19 protein-coding genes are annotated in these 16,465 nt (G+C 64.2%); 6 read left to right on the plus strand and 13 right to left on the minus strand.

What is annotated here, in order from left to right:
* Both AC1D34_RS20130 and gfa read right to left on the minus strand, forming a co-directional pair.
* Positions 1 to 713 (minus strand): alcohol dehydrogenase catalytic domain-containing protein (locus tag AC1D34_RS20130; RefSeq protein ID WP_476825130.1); only part of this gene is annotated, 713 nt, incomplete at its 3' end.
* 27 nt (positions 714 to 740) lie between these two features.
* Positions 741 to 1,319, minus strand: coding sequence for an S-(hydroxymethyl)glutathione synthase (gene gfa / locus AC1D34_RS20135; RefSeq protein WP_476825131.1), 579 nt, complete (start codon positions 1,317 to 1,319; stop codon positions 741 to 743).
* Positions 1,320 to 1,581: 262 nt separating this feature from the next.
* Between gfa and AC1D34_RS20140 the strand changes: the two genes are divergently transcribed.
* Complete coding sequence (locus AC1D34_RS20140) at positions 1,582 to 2,592, plus strand: AraC-like ligand-binding domain-containing protein (protein ID WP_476770938.1); 1,011 nt, start codon at positions 1,582 to 1,584, stop codon at positions 2,590 to 2,592.
* Positions 2,593 to 2,780: 188 nt separating this feature from the next.
* Positions 2,781 to 2,981, plus strand: coding sequence for a hypothetical protein (locus AC1D34_RS20145; RefSeq protein WP_441493151.1), 201 nt, complete (start codon positions 2,781 to 2,783; stop codon positions 2,979 to 2,981).
* A 27-nt stretch (positions 2,982 to 3,008) separates the two neighbouring features.
* Here the strand turns inward: AC1D34_RS20145 and pqqE are convergent, their stop codons facing one another.
* The 7 genes from pqqE to AC1D34_RS20180 form a co-directional block, all read right to left on the minus strand.
* Entirely contained in the window at positions 3,009 to 4,079 is a 1,071-nt protein-coding gene (pqqE, locus tag AC1D34_RS20150) for a pyrroloquinoline quinone biosynthesis protein PqqE (protein ID WP_441508433.1), read from the minus strand.
* A 56-nt stretch (positions 4,080 to 4,135) separates the two neighbouring features.
* Positions 4,136 to 4,429: a pyrroloquinoline quinone biosynthesis peptide chaperone PqqD gene (gene pqqD, locus AC1D34_RS20155; protein WP_441493150.1), complete on the minus strand. Its 294-nt coding sequence runs from the start codon at positions 4,427 to 4,429 to the stop codon at positions 4,136 to 4,138.
* 370 nt (positions 4,430 to 4,799) lie between these two features.
* Positions 4,800 to 5,015 carry a pyrroloquinoline quinone precursor peptide PqqA gene (gene pqqA / locus AC1D34_RS20160; protein WP_441508410.1) on the minus strand — a complete coding sequence of 72 codons (216 nt, stop codon included), beginning with the start codon at positions 5,013 to 5,015 and terminating at the stop codon, positions 4,800 to 4,802.
* On the minus strand, positions 5,002 to 5,736 hold the full coding sequence (locus tag AC1D34_RS20165; RefSeq protein WP_441508411.1) for a DUF1194 domain-containing protein: 735 nt from the start codon (positions 5,734 to 5,736) through the stop codon (positions 5,002 to 5,004). Before AC1D34_RS20165 ends, pqqA begins: the two co-directional genes overlap by 14 nt.
* A gap of 61 nt (positions 5,737 to 5,797) precedes the next feature.
* Positions 5,798 to 6,541, minus strand: a complete 744-nt coding sequence (locus AC1D34_RS20170; protein WP_441508412.1) for a pentapeptide repeat-containing protein — start codon at positions 6,539 to 6,541, stop codon at positions 5,798 to 5,800.
* 77 nt (positions 6,542 to 6,618) lie between these two features.
* Positions 6,619 to 7,437 (minus strand): quinoprotein dehydrogenase-associated SoxYZ-like carrier, encoded by an 819-nt coding sequence (locus tag AC1D34_RS20175; RefSeq protein ID WP_476825132.1) that lies wholly within the window; start codon positions 7,435 to 7,437, stop codon positions 6,619 to 6,621.
* A 33-nt stretch (positions 7,438 to 7,470) separates the two neighbouring features.
* Positions 7,471 to 8,409: a quinoprotein relay system zinc metallohydrolase 2 gene (locus tag AC1D34_RS20180; RefSeq protein ID WP_441508413.1), complete on the minus strand. Its 939-nt coding sequence runs from the start codon at positions 8,407 to 8,409 to the stop codon at positions 7,471 to 7,473.
* A 510-nt stretch (positions 8,410 to 8,919) separates the two neighbouring features.
* Here AC1D34_RS20180 and AC1D34_RS20185 point away from each other — a divergent pair.
* From AC1D34_RS20185 to AC1D34_RS20200, 4 genes are all read left to right on the plus strand, one after another.
* Positions 8,920 to 10,740 (plus strand): methanol/ethanol family PQQ-dependent dehydrogenase, encoded by a 1,821-nt coding sequence (locus tag AC1D34_RS20185; protein WP_441508414.1) that lies wholly within the window; start codon positions 8,920 to 8,922, stop codon positions 10,738 to 10,740.
* A gap of 115 nt (positions 10,741 to 10,855) precedes the next feature.
* Positions 10,856 to 11,380 (plus strand): c-type cytochrome, methanol metabolism-related, encoded by a 525-nt coding sequence (locus AC1D34_RS20190; RefSeq protein WP_441493144.1) that lies wholly within the window; start codon positions 10,856 to 10,858, stop codon positions 11,378 to 11,380.
* A 112-nt stretch (positions 11,381 to 11,492) separates the two neighbouring features.
* Positions 11,493 to 12,302 carry a substrate-binding domain-containing protein gene (locus AC1D34_RS20195; protein WP_476825135.1) on the plus strand — a complete coding sequence of 270 codons (810 nt, stop codon included), beginning with the start codon at positions 11,493 to 11,495 and terminating at the stop codon, positions 12,300 to 12,302.
* A 2-nt stretch (positions 12,303 to 12,304) separates the two neighbouring features.
* Positions 12,305 to 12,853, plus strand: a complete 549-nt coding sequence (locus AC1D34_RS20200; RefSeq protein ID WP_476825133.1) for a PQQ-dependent catabolism-associated CXXCW motif protein — start codon at positions 12,305 to 12,307, stop codon at positions 12,851 to 12,853.
* A gap of 58 nt (positions 12,854 to 12,911) precedes the next feature.
* On the opposite strand, the gene AC1D34_RS20205 is transcribed toward AC1D34_RS20200, so the two are convergent.
* The 4 genes from AC1D34_RS20205 to AC1D34_RS20220 form a co-directional block, all read right to left on the minus strand.
* Positions 12,912 to 13,577: a hypothetical protein gene (locus AC1D34_RS20205; RefSeq protein ID WP_441508416.1), complete on the minus strand. Its 666-nt coding sequence runs from the start codon at positions 13,575 to 13,577 to the stop codon at positions 12,912 to 12,914.
* Positions 13,574 to 14,446 carry an ABC transporter permease gene (locus AC1D34_RS20210; protein WP_476825134.1) on the minus strand — a complete coding sequence of 291 codons (873 nt, stop codon included), beginning with the start codon at positions 14,444 to 14,446 and terminating at the stop codon, positions 13,574 to 13,576. Before AC1D34_RS20210 ends, AC1D34_RS20205 begins: the two co-directional genes overlap by 4 nt.
* The gene (locus tag AC1D34_RS20215) at positions 14,443 to 15,195 is read right to left on the minus strand and encodes an ABC transporter ATP-binding protein (RefSeq protein ID WP_441508435.1); all 753 of its coding nucleotides are present in this window, start codon (positions 15,193 to 15,195) and stop codon (positions 14,443 to 14,445) included. The genes AC1D34_RS20210 and AC1D34_RS20215 overlap by 4 nt, the downstream gene beginning before the upstream one ends.
* 139 nt (positions 15,196 to 15,334) lie before the next feature.
* Positions 15,335 to 16,303, minus strand: a complete 969-nt coding sequence (locus tag AC1D34_RS20220) for a YVTN family beta-propeller repeat protein (protein WP_441493139.1) — start codon at positions 16,301 to 16,303, stop codon at positions 15,335 to 15,337.
* Positions 16,304 to 16,465: the final 162 nt, after the last annotated feature.

The following is a 16,465-nucleotide window of genomic DNA, read 5'->3' on the forward strand; positions in this document are numbered from 1 at the left end:
GGATTGATGAACCCGGTCATGCCGAATTTCTCGGCCATGGCGCGCTTGCCCGGATTGATGTCGACACCGATGATCTTGTCGGCGCCGACCATGCGGGCGCCCTGGATGACGTTGAGGCCGATACCGCCGAGCCCGAAGACCACGACATTGGCGCCGGGCCAGACCTTGGCGGTGTAGATCACCGCGCCGATCCCCGTCGTCACGCCGCAGCCGATATAGCAGATCTTGTCGAAGGGCGCGTCGTCGCGGACCTTAGCCACGGCGATCTCCGGCAACACCGTGAAATTCGCGAAGGTCGAGCAGCCCATATAGTGGAAGACCTCGCCGCCGTTGCAGGAGAAGCGCGAGGTGCCGTCCGGCATCACGCCCTGGCCTTGCGTCGCGCGGATCGCGGTGCAGAGATTGGTGCGGCGTGACAGGCAGCTTTTGCAATTCCGACATTCCGGCGTGTAGAGCGGAATGACGTGGTCGCCGACCTTGAGCGTGGTCACGCCGGCGCCGACCTCGCGGACGATGCCGGCGCCCTCATGGCCGAGGATCGCCGGGAACTTGCCCTCCGAATCCATGCCCGACAGCGTGTAGGCGTCGGTGTGGCAGATGCCGGTCGCCATCACCTCGACCAGGACCTCGCCCGCCTTCGGTCCGCCGATCTCGACCGTTTCGATGGTCAGCGGCTTCCGCGCCTCCCAGGCGACGGCTGCGCGTGTCTTCATGACCCGGGCCCTCCCAAGCAATCCCGATCAGGATTTCAGAACCCCCGACGCCTTTGCGATATGGGTGGAGATGAAATCCATCAGGGGCGGGGAGAGGCAATCATAGGGCTCGAGGCGAATTTCGCGCAGGCGTGCGCGTACCGCGCCCTGATTGGCCGGATCGGCCCCCGACTCGATGATCGAGGAAACGAAGGCGGCAAATTCCGGGGGCGACCAGCCGGTTTCCGGCGACAATTCGGTATGAACGAAATCAAGCCCGTAGAACGGATGGGCAGCCTTCTCGATGCGCCCGTACATATGGACGCCGCAGCCCTTGCAGGCGTGGCGCTGGATCGTGGCGGACTCATCGACGATCGCGAGCTTGTCGCCATTCTCGATCACGGTCACCTTGTTGCGCGGCGCCACCGCGACCATCGCAAACAACGCGCCCTTGGGCTTCCAGCATTTCGTGCAGCCGCAGGCGTGATTATGGGCCGATTGCGAGTCGACGCGGACCTTTACCGGGCGGTCCGTGYATTTGCAGACGAGCGTTCCGCCCTTGAAATCGGCGGAAGCCGGCGGGAGGCCGCGATCGATCGAGGGATGGATGGCAACGGTCTGGGTCATGATTTCGTCCTCCCTGTCGCCGGTATGATCACGCGTCTGGAACCACCTCGATCCCGCGCATGGAAATCCGGTGCTCKTCTACATGCGTCTGATGGCGCATGTCCGGCGTGCAATGTGGTATTTTTCTCTTCGCGACGCTTGCCCTAAAGGGAAGCATCCCTTGTCTGCCCGCGAAGACACGCCCCGGCCGGACGCGCCGAAGGCCATTCCTTGTGAGGGGGCGGCGATGTAGAGTGGCACGGTCGAAGCGGAATGCGCGACAATGACCCACGCGATCATATCCTTGAGCACCGCCACGACAGCGGCTCCGCTGCGGTCCGAGTACTGGGCTCAGGCGCTGGGCACGCTATGCGGGCCGCTTCGCGTCGATGCCTTCGGGGCCGGCACGATCGACGGGCATATCGATTATGCGACGATCCGGCGGCTGCGGCTCTGCCAGATCGAGGTCAGCCAACACCGGATCGCGCACCCCGCTTCATGCACTGAGCTGGGCGGTCGCCCGATAAAGGTGCTGTTTCAGACCGATGGCACCTCGCTGTTCGAGCAGGATGGCCGCCATTGCGTCATCACGCCCGGCGACTGTCTGATCTACGACGTGTCCAGGCCCCATGTGATCACGAGCGCGGCCCTGACGAAGCATCATGTCGTCATCATACCCCGGCAATTGCTGGAGCAACGTGGCGTGTCGCTCGATCCGCTCCTGGCGCAACAGGTTTCGGCTCGCGAAGGCGCGGGYCGCCTGGCCCATGATTTCGTCCTGTCCGCCTTTAACGAGGCCCCGGCACTGGCGGCGGGCTGCGAAGTCCAGGTCGCCGACACCTTGCTCGATCTCGTGCTGATGCCCTTCCTTTCGCAAACGTCCTTCAGGACCTCGGGGCGCGCGGCTCTTTCATCCCGGATCAAGGCCTTCATTCGCGAGAACCTGAGCGATCCGGACCTGGGCATCGAGCAGCTCTCGTCGGCCTTGGATTGCACGAAGCGCTATCTCCACATGTCCTTTGCCGATGAAGGCACGACGATCACCAGCTACATCTGGCAAGAGCGTCTGGAGAAATGCCTGGAAGAGCTCGAGTTCGGTTCGCGAACGGGCAAGACCCTGACCGATATCGCCTTTTCCTGGGGCTTCAGCAGCTCCTCGCATTTCACCCATCTGTTCAAGAAGCGCTACGGCATGCCGCCTTCGGCCATCCAAAGGCAGGCCGGTGATCCTGCGGGCTTCGGCCACGCCCCGCCAGTCGAACGGGGCAGCCTTGCGAGCGGTCCCCGAGGCTGATCACAAGCATGATCCGCTCTTGGCGGTTCAGGCAGATGCTCCAGCGCGGCAGCCTCCCCTATGCGCTGCCCGTTGGTCTTCGCATTTCCCGTCAAAGACCTGTAGGATGAGCCTCTCCGATGGCGGCTGGCGCGCGGTCTGCCTCGTCGTCGGACGGGCTGGGCCACGCAAAAGTGGGGGAGCAGTCGATGCTTGCGATCGTCATTTCGGTTTGCCTCGTCACGGACCCCTCGATTTGCCGGAATGAGCGGATTCCGCTGGCGATCACTGTCTCGCCGAACCAGTGCGCGAAGAGCGCGGCGCCCTATGTCGCGCAATGGAATGGCGAACATCCCGACTGGCGCGTCGTCCGCTGGCGCTGCGCCGGCGCGGATGAGAAGGACATTTGACGCGAGGGGCGCCTGGAGACGGTTGCGTCAAACGCCCTGATAGGTCCGGTAGATGAAATCGCTGCGCTCGGAGGCGGCTTCGGCTTCCGCCAGCGCAACGACCTCGCGATGCAGCGGCGACAATGAGCAGGCAGGGTCGGTCGCGGCCGCGTCGCCGGCCAGCGCCATGGCCTGGCAACGGCAGCCACCGAAATCCAGCTCCTTGCGCGCACAGCTGCGGCAGGGCTCCTGCATCCAGTCCGTGCCGCGGAAGGCATTGAACGCCCTGCCGCGATACCAGATCTCCGACAGGCTGGCGTCGCGGACATTGTCGAAGACCAGCCCCGCTATCGTCTCGGCCGCATGACAGGGCAGGGCGCGCCCTGTCGGCGTGATGTTCATCAACCGCGTGCCCCAGCCGCCCATGCAGGCTTTCGGGTAGCGGGCATAGTAATCGGGCAGCACGCAATCGATGACGAGGCGCCCGGCCGTGCGGCTTCTTGCCTCCTCGACATCCACCATCGCAGCTTCGACCTGCTTGCGCGTCGGCATCAACCTGGCGCGGTTGACCAGGCCCCAGCCGTAATACTGCACATGCGCGATCTCGATGCGCGCAGCACCCCATTCTTCCGCAAGCTCTACGAAGGCCGGAATCTGCTGCACGTTGTCCCGATGCACGACGGCATTGACGGTGAGCCGCAATCCGAGCCGGGCGATGGCGGCAGCGACTTCATGCTTGCGCTGCCACGCGCCCGTGTAACCGGCAACGCGATCGCAGGTTTCGGCATCGATCGCCTGAATGGAAAGCTGGATATGGTCGAGGCCCGCCTCAGTGACCGCGTCCAGCACGGCCGGCTGAAAGCCGACGCCGGAGGTGATCATGTTGGTATAGAGCCCGGCTTGATGCGCATATGCGACCAGTTCGGCGATGTCGCGCCGCAGCATCGGCTCGCCGCCCGAGAAATAGATATGCAGCACGCCGAGCGCGGCAGCCTCATCGATCAGCCGCTTCCACTCGGAGGTCGCGAGTTCGCCCGAGCGCCTGTCGAGCTCGAGCGGGTTGGAGCAATAGGGGCAACGCAGGGAACAGCGATGCGTCAACTCCGCCAGCAAACCCATCGGCGGCTGCAATTCGGGCCGAGCAGGCTGGGTCTGTGGAAGCGTCTCGACATCGCTCACAGGTCGACCATCCTTTGATCGGCAAGGCCGCGCAGGAACGTCATGACGTCGGCGGCGATCTCGTCCCGGTCCGCGTCGAAGGTCGTCGCCAGATCCTGGACGATGGTTTCGACGCAACTCACCCCATCGATGCGCTGCAGGATCTCGAGCGCCATCTCATCGGGCTCGAACACGCGCTCGGGACCGAGAAGGAACCATTGCCGGCGGCTATCATCAAAGCGCAGGCGCACGCCACGGGGCAGTACCGGGACGATGCTCGCGACGTCAGCGGTCGTAATGCCAGCAGTCATGGGCCAGCGCCTCGTTCAGGTTCGTCAAGCGTATCGGTGCCAGGGGCTCGATGGCGGGATCGACGCCAGACCTGCCGCGACCACGCCGCCACGGCTGGGGGGCACCTCAACCCGTCGCCTCCACTGTCGAGCGCGCGCCGGACCGCCCATCGTGTGACAGCAAGCGCAGGGCACAGCACGCGCGGCTATGAGCCCGCCATCCGCGATGCTCACAAATAGACGCCGCTTGCGACCGCACCCGACGGCTTCCCGCCTGACACGTGAACGGACACCAACAATCCCATCGTGGCAGCCATCCCCGACGGCGGAACCGGGCGCCAGCGCCCGCAACCGCTCCCGGGTCGACGGCCTGTTACTCAGAACGGACGCTTCAGAACTGTGCCGGAGCGTAAGACGTCACTTCGCAGCCGACTGTCACTTCGATGATTGCGGGTTTTTTCCACTTGCGCATGATCGGTTTCTCCAGATCGTCGCCAGCCTTCTCAAGAGTAGGCGCCGGGAGCCTACACCCGCCGGCAGCCTGTTGCAAACAGAGCCCGCCGTCTGTCCGGAAACTCACTGGCGAGGGCCGATCAGGGCTGTTCATGCGCGGCAAGGCGCGAGGGCGGGCGGCCCGGAGCGGCGGGCCATGCGCTGATCTCGGTGATGAATTTTTGCCGGAAGGCCCGCCCGAAATCCTCAAATCCCTGCGCCGGGAGCACGAAGGCGCCGGGGCCGCCGACGACGTTCTCGCCATACCAGCGCGCGAGCGTCTCAGCCTCGCTCCCTTCCAGGATCGGCAGCCCGTTGATGGTCAGGCCGATCGCGACCAGTTCATCGCGAACCTGCATCGGGGCGGCCTCGGGGTTGCAGTTTTCTTGTCCGTCCCCCGACACATCCAGGAGGACGCGCGTCGCCCGCATCGGGATTTGCGGCGTGATCTTGTCGGCGACGAAGCGCATCATCTGCGCCACGCAGGTGAATTCGCCGCCTTGCCGGGCGAGCCGGCGCAGTTTGCCTGCCAGCGCCCGCGCATCGGCGGCGCTGGCGACCCTGACCCACGGAATCGAGAAGCTAGGCTTGTCGGCCCAGAGGATGACGCTGATCGCGATCGCCTGGCGCGGCCCGCCGAGAATGGCCGCCTGCACGGAGGGGGCATCGAGCGCGTCCGCGATGCCGTCGATCTGCAGCCGATAGCGCCGCGCATCGACGGAATTCGACACGTCGATTGCCAGGATGAGGGCGGTATCGACGCTTCCCCGCGATTCAGCGCTGCCGTCCCGGGCGCCGGGCTGCATCACCAGCGCGGCCGCGAGGGCGATAAGCAAAGGGCGAACAGATCGATCGAGCAACAGCACCGGCATGTGCTCCGCAACGCGTTCGACTGAGCTACCTTACCGCCTTGTCGAGATTATGCGCCAGGGCGAGGCCCCGGGCGCTCTCCAGGCCCTTCACCCCGGTCAGGATCGCACCGTCGAAATCGACGCCGGTCAGATCGGCTTCGCTCAGATCCGCGGCGGTGAGGTCGGCCTTGGACAGATCGACATTGACCAGCATCGCCCCGGTCAGATCGGCATGCCGCAATTTGGCAAAGCGCAGCACGATGCCTGTCAGGTCGGTATGGCGCAGGATCGCGCCTGTCAGGTCGCAGCCGAAGAGCTCGGTGCGTAGCGTGGTCATCAGCGTTCCCCGCATATCCGCATAGTTGAAGACGGCTGCGGTCAGGTCGGCTCCGCGCATATCGGCGCCGCTCAGGTGGGCGACAATGACGGCGCGTGCAAGATTGGCGTTCCGGAAGCGAGGCGCTTCGCTTGCATCATAGGACAGGCTCGAAACGGCGCTGGGCAGCAGCAGGGTCGCGTCGGAGAGGTCGGCGCCGCTGAAATCGGTGCCGATGATCACCGCCCGGTCGAGCCGGGCACCGTGCAGATCGGTTCCAGAAAGATCGGCACGAACCAGATCGGCGCCAAAGAGATCGCTGCCGGCGAGCCGCGCCCGCCGGAAATCGAGGCCGCTCAGATCGAGGCCGCGCAAATCCTGTCCGCCGAGATCGGCACGCGCGCCGGGCGCGAGCTGGAACAATCGCTGCGTAACCTCGCGAACGGTCAGCTTGGCTTCGGCGACCGCCGGCATGGGCGTGCAGAACAGGCAGAGCGCGACAAGCGCGGCTGTCCTGCGGGCGCGTCTGGCTGGGTTATAGGGCTGCGTGATCAGCTTTCCTTTCCGCTCTTGACCGGCCAGCTGCCGTGCAGCACGCGGCCGTCCGTATCCTTCGCGACCGCGGTGAGCACATCATCAGGACCTGTCGACCGGAAGGTGAAGCGGATATTGGGGTCCGCGCTTAGCGAGATGCCGCCCTCCATGCGGAAGACGAGCGCATCGCCGCGCTTTACCTCGACATCCGTGATGAATTTCGCCGGGATGTAGTAGCCGGTCWGCTGGTTCATCTGCATCCCGGAATAATTCGGGTGCCGGATCATCAATTGCGCCTCGCGGGAGGTCGAGGCCGGGAGGCTTGCCTCGAATTGCCGCAGCTGCATCTTGCCGAGTTCGGCCTCGGCGAGCTCGGCATCCTTCGGTGCCGGCGCCGAGCAGCCGCCGGATGCCTTCACATATTTGGTGGTCATGTGCAGCGCCCCGGTGCTGGTTTCGACCACGGCGCGCACATTCGAATAGGCGTCGATCCGTACGCGCGTCGACAGCATGATCTCGCCCGAGCCCTCGCCAAAGAAGAAGGTGGCGGCAACCGGCGCCGGGTTCTTGTCGATCAGCAAGGTCAGTGTGAGCGGGGCCGATGCCTTGTCGCGGTCGATTTTCACGGTCAGCGGAACCAGGGCCGCGTCTTCGGCGCGCACGGGCGCTTCCAGCGTCACCAGCCCGTCCTCCTCGCTGATCGGCCGGTTCTGGAACACGTCCTGGTGGAGGCCGGGCCAGGGATCGTCCTCGGCCCGCGCCAGCGTAACCGGCAGGCCCGTGACCATGGCGCCGACAAGATAAAGGACGCTGCGGCGTGCGATGAGCTCAGTCATGGCATCCTCCGGTTCAGGCTGGCGGCGCTGCGATCACTCCCATTCAAGCTCGGCAAACGCGGCCGTGACATTGCGGGCGTTGAACTCGTCGAACAGGAGCCAGCTCTCCTTCTCGGAGAGCCCGGCGGTCGCGGCGGCCTCGGCAATCGATCGTCCCTCTTTTATCATGCGCCGCACATCCGCGGAAATTCTTTGCAGGTACTGCTTCTGCGGTTGCACGGCCTCGGGCCAGGCCGCCGCCGGTGGCCCATGGCCGGGCACGACACGCTTTGCCGCGACCTGTTCGAGGCGGCTGATCAGCGCCAGCCAGCCGCGGATCGATCCGTCGAGGGCCGGGACATGCCGCATGAAGAGCAGGTCGCCGAGAAAGAGTGTTCCCGAGGCCGTATCCCGAACGGTCAGGTCGTTGTCGGTATGCGCCGTCGGTTGCGCTTCGAGGATGAGCTCGCGTTCGCCGAGATCGATGACCGACTGGTCCTCGACGGCACGCGTCGGCGCGATCAGGCGGGTGCCGGCAAAGGCGTCCGGACCGAGCAGTTGCGCGTTGAGGGCAAGGTAGCGCTTGGCCCGCGCGGCCAAGGCACGCGCCAGTTTGTGATGGGCGATGAATTCCGGCCGGTCATCGGCAAAGGCGGCGTTCCCGAACAGATGGTCGGGATGCATATGCGTGTTGATCACGTAGCGAATGGGCTTGTCGGTCACCGTCCGGATCGCGGCGCGCAGCGCCTGCCCGATGGCCAGGCTGCCGCCGGTGTCGATCACGGCGACGGCATCGCGACCGATCACGAAGGACAGGTTGGCGATGTCGCCCCGATTTGACGGCGCAAAGAGCGCATAAGCGCCCTGATGCACGAAAACGCCAGGCGCGATCTCGGTGACGCTCAAGGGCAGGGCTGCCGGGGTTGTCTGGGCCGCCGCCGGGGAAACGGGTCCGCCTTCACGGCCAGGCAGTGCCAGTGCGAGACAGAGCATCGCTCCCAGCACAGCCCGGATGCGCCGGCCCCGTCTTGCACATGGCCGCCGATTGAGGGCGCGCAGCGAAGATCGCAGATCCGGGCGCGATGGCAGGGCAGCGGCGGCCATCCGCTCTCTTAGCATGCGGAAGAAGGCAGTGCCATTTCGCGCTTAGGTCGTGCCGTGTCTCAAGTTGATCTGTCTCCTCCCTGAATTGTGCGATGCAGCATTCATTGCGATTGCATTTGCGTAGGTCAGTAATCGTGACGTGTTGGCGCGTGTCCAGATCGTGTTTGGGCGTAATTTTGTAGGATTGGAGGGGATGGAATCTTGCTGCGATCTTGTCCGTCATCGAAAAAGGGCTTACACATGCACCGGTAGAAATCGGCTTCTATGACTGACGCCCGRTTGGCGTTGATGCAGTCGTAGCCTGAACGCATGCCGAAACGCCTGGACGCTTCGGGTGTTCAGCCGTGACCACGCTATGGAGCGCTATCGCAGCAGACAAAAAACGCCAGGAGGAACGTCATGCGCAAGCTTATACAATCGACAGCTTTGTTGACGACCGTGGCCTTTCCAGCGCTCGCGCTGGCTAATTCTGATGTGATCAAGCAGACATCTGATCCAAACCAATGGGCCATCCAGACTGGCGACTACGCGAATACGCGTTATTCCAAGCTCGACCAGATCAATCGAGACAACGTCAAGAATCTGAAGGTGGCGTGGACCTTCTCGACCGGCGTGCTGCGCGGCCATGAAGGCGCGCCCCTGGTCATCGGCAGCACGATGTATGTCCACACGCCGTTTCCAAACATCGTCTATGCGCTCGATCTGGATCAGGACGGCAAGATCCTCTGGAAATACGAGCCCAAGCAGGACCCGTCGGTCATTCCGGTGATGTGCTGCGATACGGTCTATCGCGGTGTCGCCTATGCGGACGGCATGATCTTCCTGCATCAGGCCGACACCACGGTGGTGGCGCTCGATGCCAAGACCGGCAAGGAAATCTGGAAGGTCGTCAACGGCGATCCGAAGAAGGGCGAGACCAATACGGCCACTGTCCTGCCGGTGAAGGACAAGGTCATCGTCGGCATTTCCGGAGCGGAATTCGGCGTGCGGGGACATGTCACCGCCTACGACATGAAGACAGGCAAGCAGCTCTGGCGGGCCTATTCGACCGGCCCCGACAGCGAGATGATGATCGATCCTGAGAAAACCACGTCGCTCGGCAAGCCGGTCGGCAAGGATTCCTCGCTGAAGACCTGGACGGGCGATCAGTGGAAGATCGGCGGCGGCTCGAGCTGGGGCTGGTATTCCTATGATCCGGAAACCAACCTGTTCTTCTACGGCACCGCCAATCCCTCGACCTGGAACCCGGTGCAGCGCGCCGGCGCCGACGGCAAGCCGATCGACCAGAAATGGACCATGTCGATCTTTGCCCGTGATGCCGACACCGGCGTCGCGAAATGGGCCTACCAGATGACGCCATTCGATGAGTGGGACTATGACGGCGTCAACGAGATGATCCTCGCCGATATCCCGGTTGGCGGCCAGCCCCGTAAGGCGCTCGTTCATTTCGACCGCAACGGGCTTGGCTACACGCTCGATCGTGTCACCGGTGAATTGCTCGTCGCCCAGAAATTCGACCCGAAGGTCAACTGGACGACCGGGGTCGTGATGGACAAGAACAGCCCGCAATATGGCCGTCCGCAGGTCGTGTCGGCCATGTCGACATTCCAGACCGGCCAGGACAAGAACACGAAGGGCGTCTGCCCGGCGGCGCTGGGCTCCAAGGACCAGCAACCGGCCGCCTATTCGCCGCGGACGGGTCTGTTCTACGTGCCGACGAACCATGTCTGCATGGATTACGAGCCGTTCCGCGTGTCCTATACGGCCGGCCAACCCTATGTCGGCGCAACCCTCTCGATGTATCCGGCACCCGGCAGCCATGGCGGCATGGGCAATTTCGTCGCCTGGGATGCAGGCCAGGGCAAGATCGTCTGGTCGGTTCCGGAGCAGTTCTCGGTCTGGTCGGGTGCGCTCGCGACCGCAGGCGGGGTGGTCTTCTACGGCACGCTGGAAGGTTACCTGAAGGCGGTTGACGAGAAGGACGGCAAGGAACTGTTCAAGTTCAAGACGCCGTCGGGCATCATCGGCAACGTCATGACCTATACCCACAAGGGCAAGCAGCAGGTCGCGGTCTTGTCCGGCATCGGTGGCTGGGCCGGGATCGGTCTCGCTGCCGGTTTGACCAATCCGACCGACGGTCTCGGCGCAGTCGGCGGCTATGCCGCGCTGCGCGACTACACCGCGCTCGGTGGTGTGTTAACGGTCTTCACGCTGCCATGATCGGCGCGTGACGGATGGCCGGCGCGGCTGAACAGGTTGCGCCGGCCTTTTTGATGCCCGCCCCGGCTGTCACGGCCGACAATCGACGATGCAGCGGCTACCGGAGAGGCTGAAAGTGAAACATTTCGGCATCGGCTTCGCACTTGCAGGTTTCGCTCTTTTGGCCGTGTTGTTGCCGGCGACCGGCGGGTCGTCGCAGGACAAGCCGGCAAAGACCGAACAGGATGGAAAATGGACGCTGGAGGACGGCACGCCGACCTACAACATCACGGCTGACGGCAAGGTCGACTGGTATACCTACTCCGGCTTCCGGCGGTACCATTCGGAATGCCATGTCTGTCACGGGCCGGAGGGGGAAGGGTCGAGCTATGCCCCGGCCCTGGTCGGGTCCCTGAAAACCATGAAATATACTGACTTCACGGAAGTGGTGGCTGGCGGGCGCACGATCACGCGCCCCGACAAGACGAGCGTCATGCCGGCGCTCGGCGATAACGCCAATGTCATGTGCTATCTCGACGACATCTACGTTTATCTCAAGGCGCGCGCCGATGGTGTGCTGCCGCGGGGCACGCGTCCGGAACGCGCCGTCGAAAAGCCGGAGACGGCCGTCCAAAATGAAAAGACCTGCATGGGCTCCTAGAGCGAGGCCCGGACGGCTGCGCAGCAGCTGCGTGTCCGGCCCTGCCACCACCCGGCCACCAGTGCGGGCATGGCGGCCCGCTGATGTCTTTCGCTGGCTGATCTGCTGCGCGATCCTCCTCTTCGCCGCGGGGGGCGCCAGCCACGCCGCCGAGACCGGCCGTGCCGATCTGGTCAATCACGAAGTCCTCCGCGTCTGCAGCGACCCGGCCAATTTGCCCTTCTCGAACGAGGCGGGGCAGGGCTTTGAGAACAAGATCGCCGAACTCGTCGCGGATGATTTGAAGCTTCCGCTCGAATACACTTGGTTTCCGCAGGCGACGGGATTTGTGCGCCAGACGCTGTTCGCAAAGCGCTGCGACCTGATCATCGGTTACGCGCAGGGCGACGATCTCGTCCTCAACAGCAACCATTATTACCGCTCGAGCTATGTCCTGGTTCATCGGCYGGGGCAGAGGCTCGACGGCGTCGTTACGCTTGCCGACGAGCGGTTGAAGGACAAGCGCATCGGCATCGTCGCCGGCACACCGCCCGGGAACATCATGGCGATGCTCGGCCTGATGCAGAAGGCAAGGCCCTATCCGCTGACGGTCGACCGGCGCTTCGACTCTCCCGCGGAGCGCATGATCGCCGATATCCGTTCCGGAGAGATCGATGCCGGAATCCTGTGGGGGCCGATCGGCGGCTATTTCGCCAGCCGCGGCGGCGAAAAGCTGACCGTGACGCCGCTGCTGAGGGAAACGATGGGGCCGCGCATGGCCTATCGGATCACCTTCGGCGTGCGTCATCAGGAGGATGACTGGAAACGCAAGTTGAACGAGATCATCGCCAGGAGGCAGGGCGATATCGATGCGATCCTGCTGGATTTCGGCGTGCCGCTGCTGGACGAGGACACGGTGCCGATCACAGCGCCGCGGCGCTGACCATGTGGCGCGGCACTGCCCTGTTGGCACTCTGGCTGGCGGCGGGGTCAGCGGCCGGCGGCCTGGCGTGGGCCGTCCCGGACGAACCCCCAGGCTATCGTACCGAGAATTATCGCGCGCCGGTTCCAGCGATGCTCCAGGGCGCCCGCGTCATCGACACACGGGCASCAGAGCTGCTGTGGCGCGGGAAATCAGCCGTCTTCATCGATGTCCTGCCACGCCCCGTGAAACCCGACAACCTGCCGGCGAACATGGTCTGGCGCGAGGCGCCGCATCGCAGCATTCCGGGCGCGGTCTGGCTGGCCAATACCGGCTATGGCGTCATCCCCGAACCGTTGCTGCAGGCCTTCCAGGCGCAGCTCGCGACGCTCACCGGCGGCGACAAGGCGAAAACGCTGGTCTTCTTCTGCCTGAAGGATTGCTGGATGTCCTGGAACGCAGCCAAGCGCGCCGTCTCTTGGGGGTACAGCAATGTCATCTGGTTTCCCGACGGCAGCGATGGCTGGGGCGAGGCGCTGCTTCCGCTCGTCGAGATTGCGCCGGGGCTATGAGACCCGCGCCGGACCGAAGCGCCCGGCACCGAAGTGCCGTGGCCGCGGCGAGGCGGCGTCAATCCTTCATCAGCGCCCGGATTTCGCGGGCGAGATCGAAGGCGCGCTGCTCGATCTGCACGGGTATCTCGCAGGCGAGGGGCAGAGATTCCTGCCTCTCGGCGAAGAACCGCGTATCCCACTTGTACCTGTCCTCCGCCACGGTGAGCTCCGCCTTGGCCTTCTCGTCCAGCGCCGCCTTGGCGCGCAGCGCACCCAGCGCCGCTCCCTGCTCCTGGATCCGCTCGGCGAGCTGCCTTTGCCGATGCTGAAACCGGCCGATCCCTGCGAGCACGATGGCGCGGTCGTCATTGATGGTCTTCAACACGCCGGCGAACAGCATTTTCAGCTTCTCGTCCCGGCTTGAGTCCGGCTGGGCCTTGGCCCATTGCGCCAGGCTCTCGCTTGCTTGCTCCATCGGGTTGGCGCGGCTGACGAGTGCCTTGATCAGGCGCTCCATCTCCGCGTCGTCCTGCCAGCCGGTGAGCGCCTCGACATCGGGGCCATCCCACATCTGCGCCGCAGTGAGCGTCGCGACCCTGCGCTGCACGCAGGGCCATTCCGGTTCGTCCGGGCGCGCCGGCAAGGCTGCGAACATGCCCGCGAACAGGGCCGCGCCGCAGGCGATCCTGAGCCTCGTGCGGATCAGGCGTTGGCTCGGGACAAGACCTCTCGGGAACGTCATGCCGTGCCTCCGGGAGCACCACGCCGACCCAGCAAACCCTTCGATGGATTATAGGCGTAAATGGCGGCAGCGAGAAAGACGGCGGTAAAACCCAGCACCGCCGCAAGCGAGACAGGATCAATCTGCGCGTAGAGGGCGAAGCGGATCAGTTCGACCGCATGGGTGAAGGGATTGAAGCGGCAGATCTCATAGAGCAGCGGGCTCGATTCCCGGATGCGCCACAGCGGATAGAGCGCGGACGAGGCAAAGAACATCGGGAAGATCACGAAGTTCATGACCCCGGCGAAGTTCTCCAACTGCTTGATGATCGACGACATGAACAGGGCGAGCGCGCCCAGCATCAGGCTCGCCAGGAACAAGGCCGGCAGCACCGTGAGGTAGCCGAGCAAGGGCGGCTCGATTTCCCAGAAATAGGCGATCAGCAGAAAGACATAGACCTGCAGCAGCGCCACCGCGCCGCCGCCGATCAGCTTCGATGTCAGCAGGAACCAGCGCGGAAACGGGCTGACGAGCRAGGTTCGCATCGTGCCGGTTTCGCGGTCATAGACCATCGAGAGCGAGGACTGCATGGCATTGAAGAGCAGGATCATGCCGATCAGGCCCGGCGTCACGAAGACCTCGTAGAGGACATAGGTTTCATAGGGCGGGATGATCGAGACGCCGAGAACCTGGCGAAAGCCGGCGGCGAAGATGAAGAGCCAGACGAGCGGCCGCACCAACGCGGAGAGGAAGCGTTCGCGCTGATGGATGAAGCGCAGCATCTCGCGCCAGACGATGCCGTTGAAGCAGGCGAGATAACCAGAGAAGCCCGAGCGCTCCGGCGCGTCCGCCAGTGTCGGTGGCGCATGATCCAGCGGGATGGTCTTCATGCCGCCACCGTGCCGGCAGGATTGGCAGCCGCAGAGCCCGTCATCGTCGTGAATGCCTCGCGTATCGTTGCCGTGCCCGTCATGGCGAGCAGGTTGTCGTGATCGCCGGCAAACAGAACCCGGCCCTTGTGCAGGATGACGATGCGATCGCTCGGCGCGACCTCGTCGATCAGATGAGTCGCCCACAGGACGCCGAGCCCCTGGCTGGCGACGAGATCGCGCACCAGGGCGATGATGCCCTCGCGCGCTCCGATATCGAGGCCGACGGTGGCTTCATCGAGCAGAAGGCAACGCGGCTCGTGCAGCAGGGCACGCGCGATCTCGACCCTGCGCGCCTGGCCGCCCGACAGCGCACGCACCTTGTCGCGTGCCTTGTCGGAGAGCCCGATGATGTCGAGCAGTTCCATGGCGCGCGCCCGCGCCGCGGCGAGACCGAAACCATGCAGCGCCGCATGATAGGCGAGGTTTTGCAGCAGGCTCAGGTCGGCATCGAGCGAGCGGCTCTGGAACACCACGCCGATCTGCCGCAGCGCTGCCGACGGGGCGCGACGCACATCATTGCCGAAGACCCGGATCTCGCCGCTGACATTGTCATAGAGCCGCGTGATCAGCGCAAACAGCGTCGATTTACCCGCGCCGTTGAGGCCGAGCAGAACGGTGAACGAACCGGCCGGAACCTCCAGCGACACATCGACGAGGGCACGCCGCTCGCCGAAGGCATGGCTGACCCCGGCGACCGAGAGCGCCATGCCGACCCGCCGATCGTCGAATGCTGCGTTCACGTGACGATGATCCGCGCCGCGTTAGCCAAAGATGGAGCAACGATGCAAGCCTTCATGCTCTCCTCCGAACGACTCTTGGCCTTCTGCGTGCCGAGGCGCGCGCTGATCAAAATGGGGCGATGGCGACACCCCAGGGGTAGCGTCCTACCTTCACTGACTTGGTGACACGCAGTTTCTCGACATCGATGATCGAGACGTCGTTCGATGTGCCGTTCGTCGTGAAGAGCAGCTTCTCGTCGGGCGTGAAGGCGAGCTGCCAGACGCGCTGCCCGACCAGGAGATAGCGCTCCACTTTCAGGGTTGCGGTATCGACGACGGCGACGCGGTTGGCCGGCCCGAGCGCGACGAAGGCTGTTTTGCCATCCCTGGTGATCCGGATGCCGACGGGCTGGATGGCGTCGGCGTTGACGCCATTGATCTGGAACGACACCTTGCCGACGGGCTTGCGCGTCTTGACGTCGATGACGCTGACCGTGCCGCCGATCTCGGAGCTGACCCAGACCTGCGATCCGTCCGGCGTGAACTGCGCATAGCGCGGGCGGGCGTCGACCAGGACATGGTCGGTCGTCTTATTGCTTCCCGTGTCGATGAAATGCGCCATGTTCGTCGTTTCGGAGGTGTTGACGAGAATGGTCCCGTCAGGGCTGATGCCCATGCCCTCGGGCTCGACACCGACGGGGATTTCCGACAGGACCGAGCCCTTCTCGATATCGACGACGGTGACGATATTGTCGTCCTCGTTGGCGATATAGAGCGGGTTGCCTTTCGGATGCAGGGTGAAGAGCTCCGGGTCAGGACCCGAGGGCAGATTCTTGACGAATTCCAGGGTCTTGGTGTCGAAGACCTGCACGACATTGTCGTCGCTCGCGCAGATCAGCAGCCACTCGCCGTTCCGGGCCAGCACGACCCCGCGCGGACGTTGACCGACCTTGATGGTCTTGGTCACTTCCAGCGTCGTGCTGTCGATGACGCTGACGGTGTTGTCCTTTTCATTGGAGACGAACACCGTGTAGGCGTTGGCTGTGGATCCGAGCAGTAAAAGCGCGCCCGCCGAAAGAAATGATGTGAGCCGCATGGTGTTCCGTTTCCGATGATGATGTCGAAAAACCAGGACGCGATTGGCTTCAGGCTCTGACTTACTCTCCTACAATCTGCATTTCGTTTCCGGCCGGTCGAGCCCGAGCGTATCCAGCGTCGAGAACTGGTGCAGAAAGCCCGGCTGCGGCGAAACCGAGAC

It is taken from the genome of Allobosea sp. P1_A7 (genome assembly GCF_056406775.1).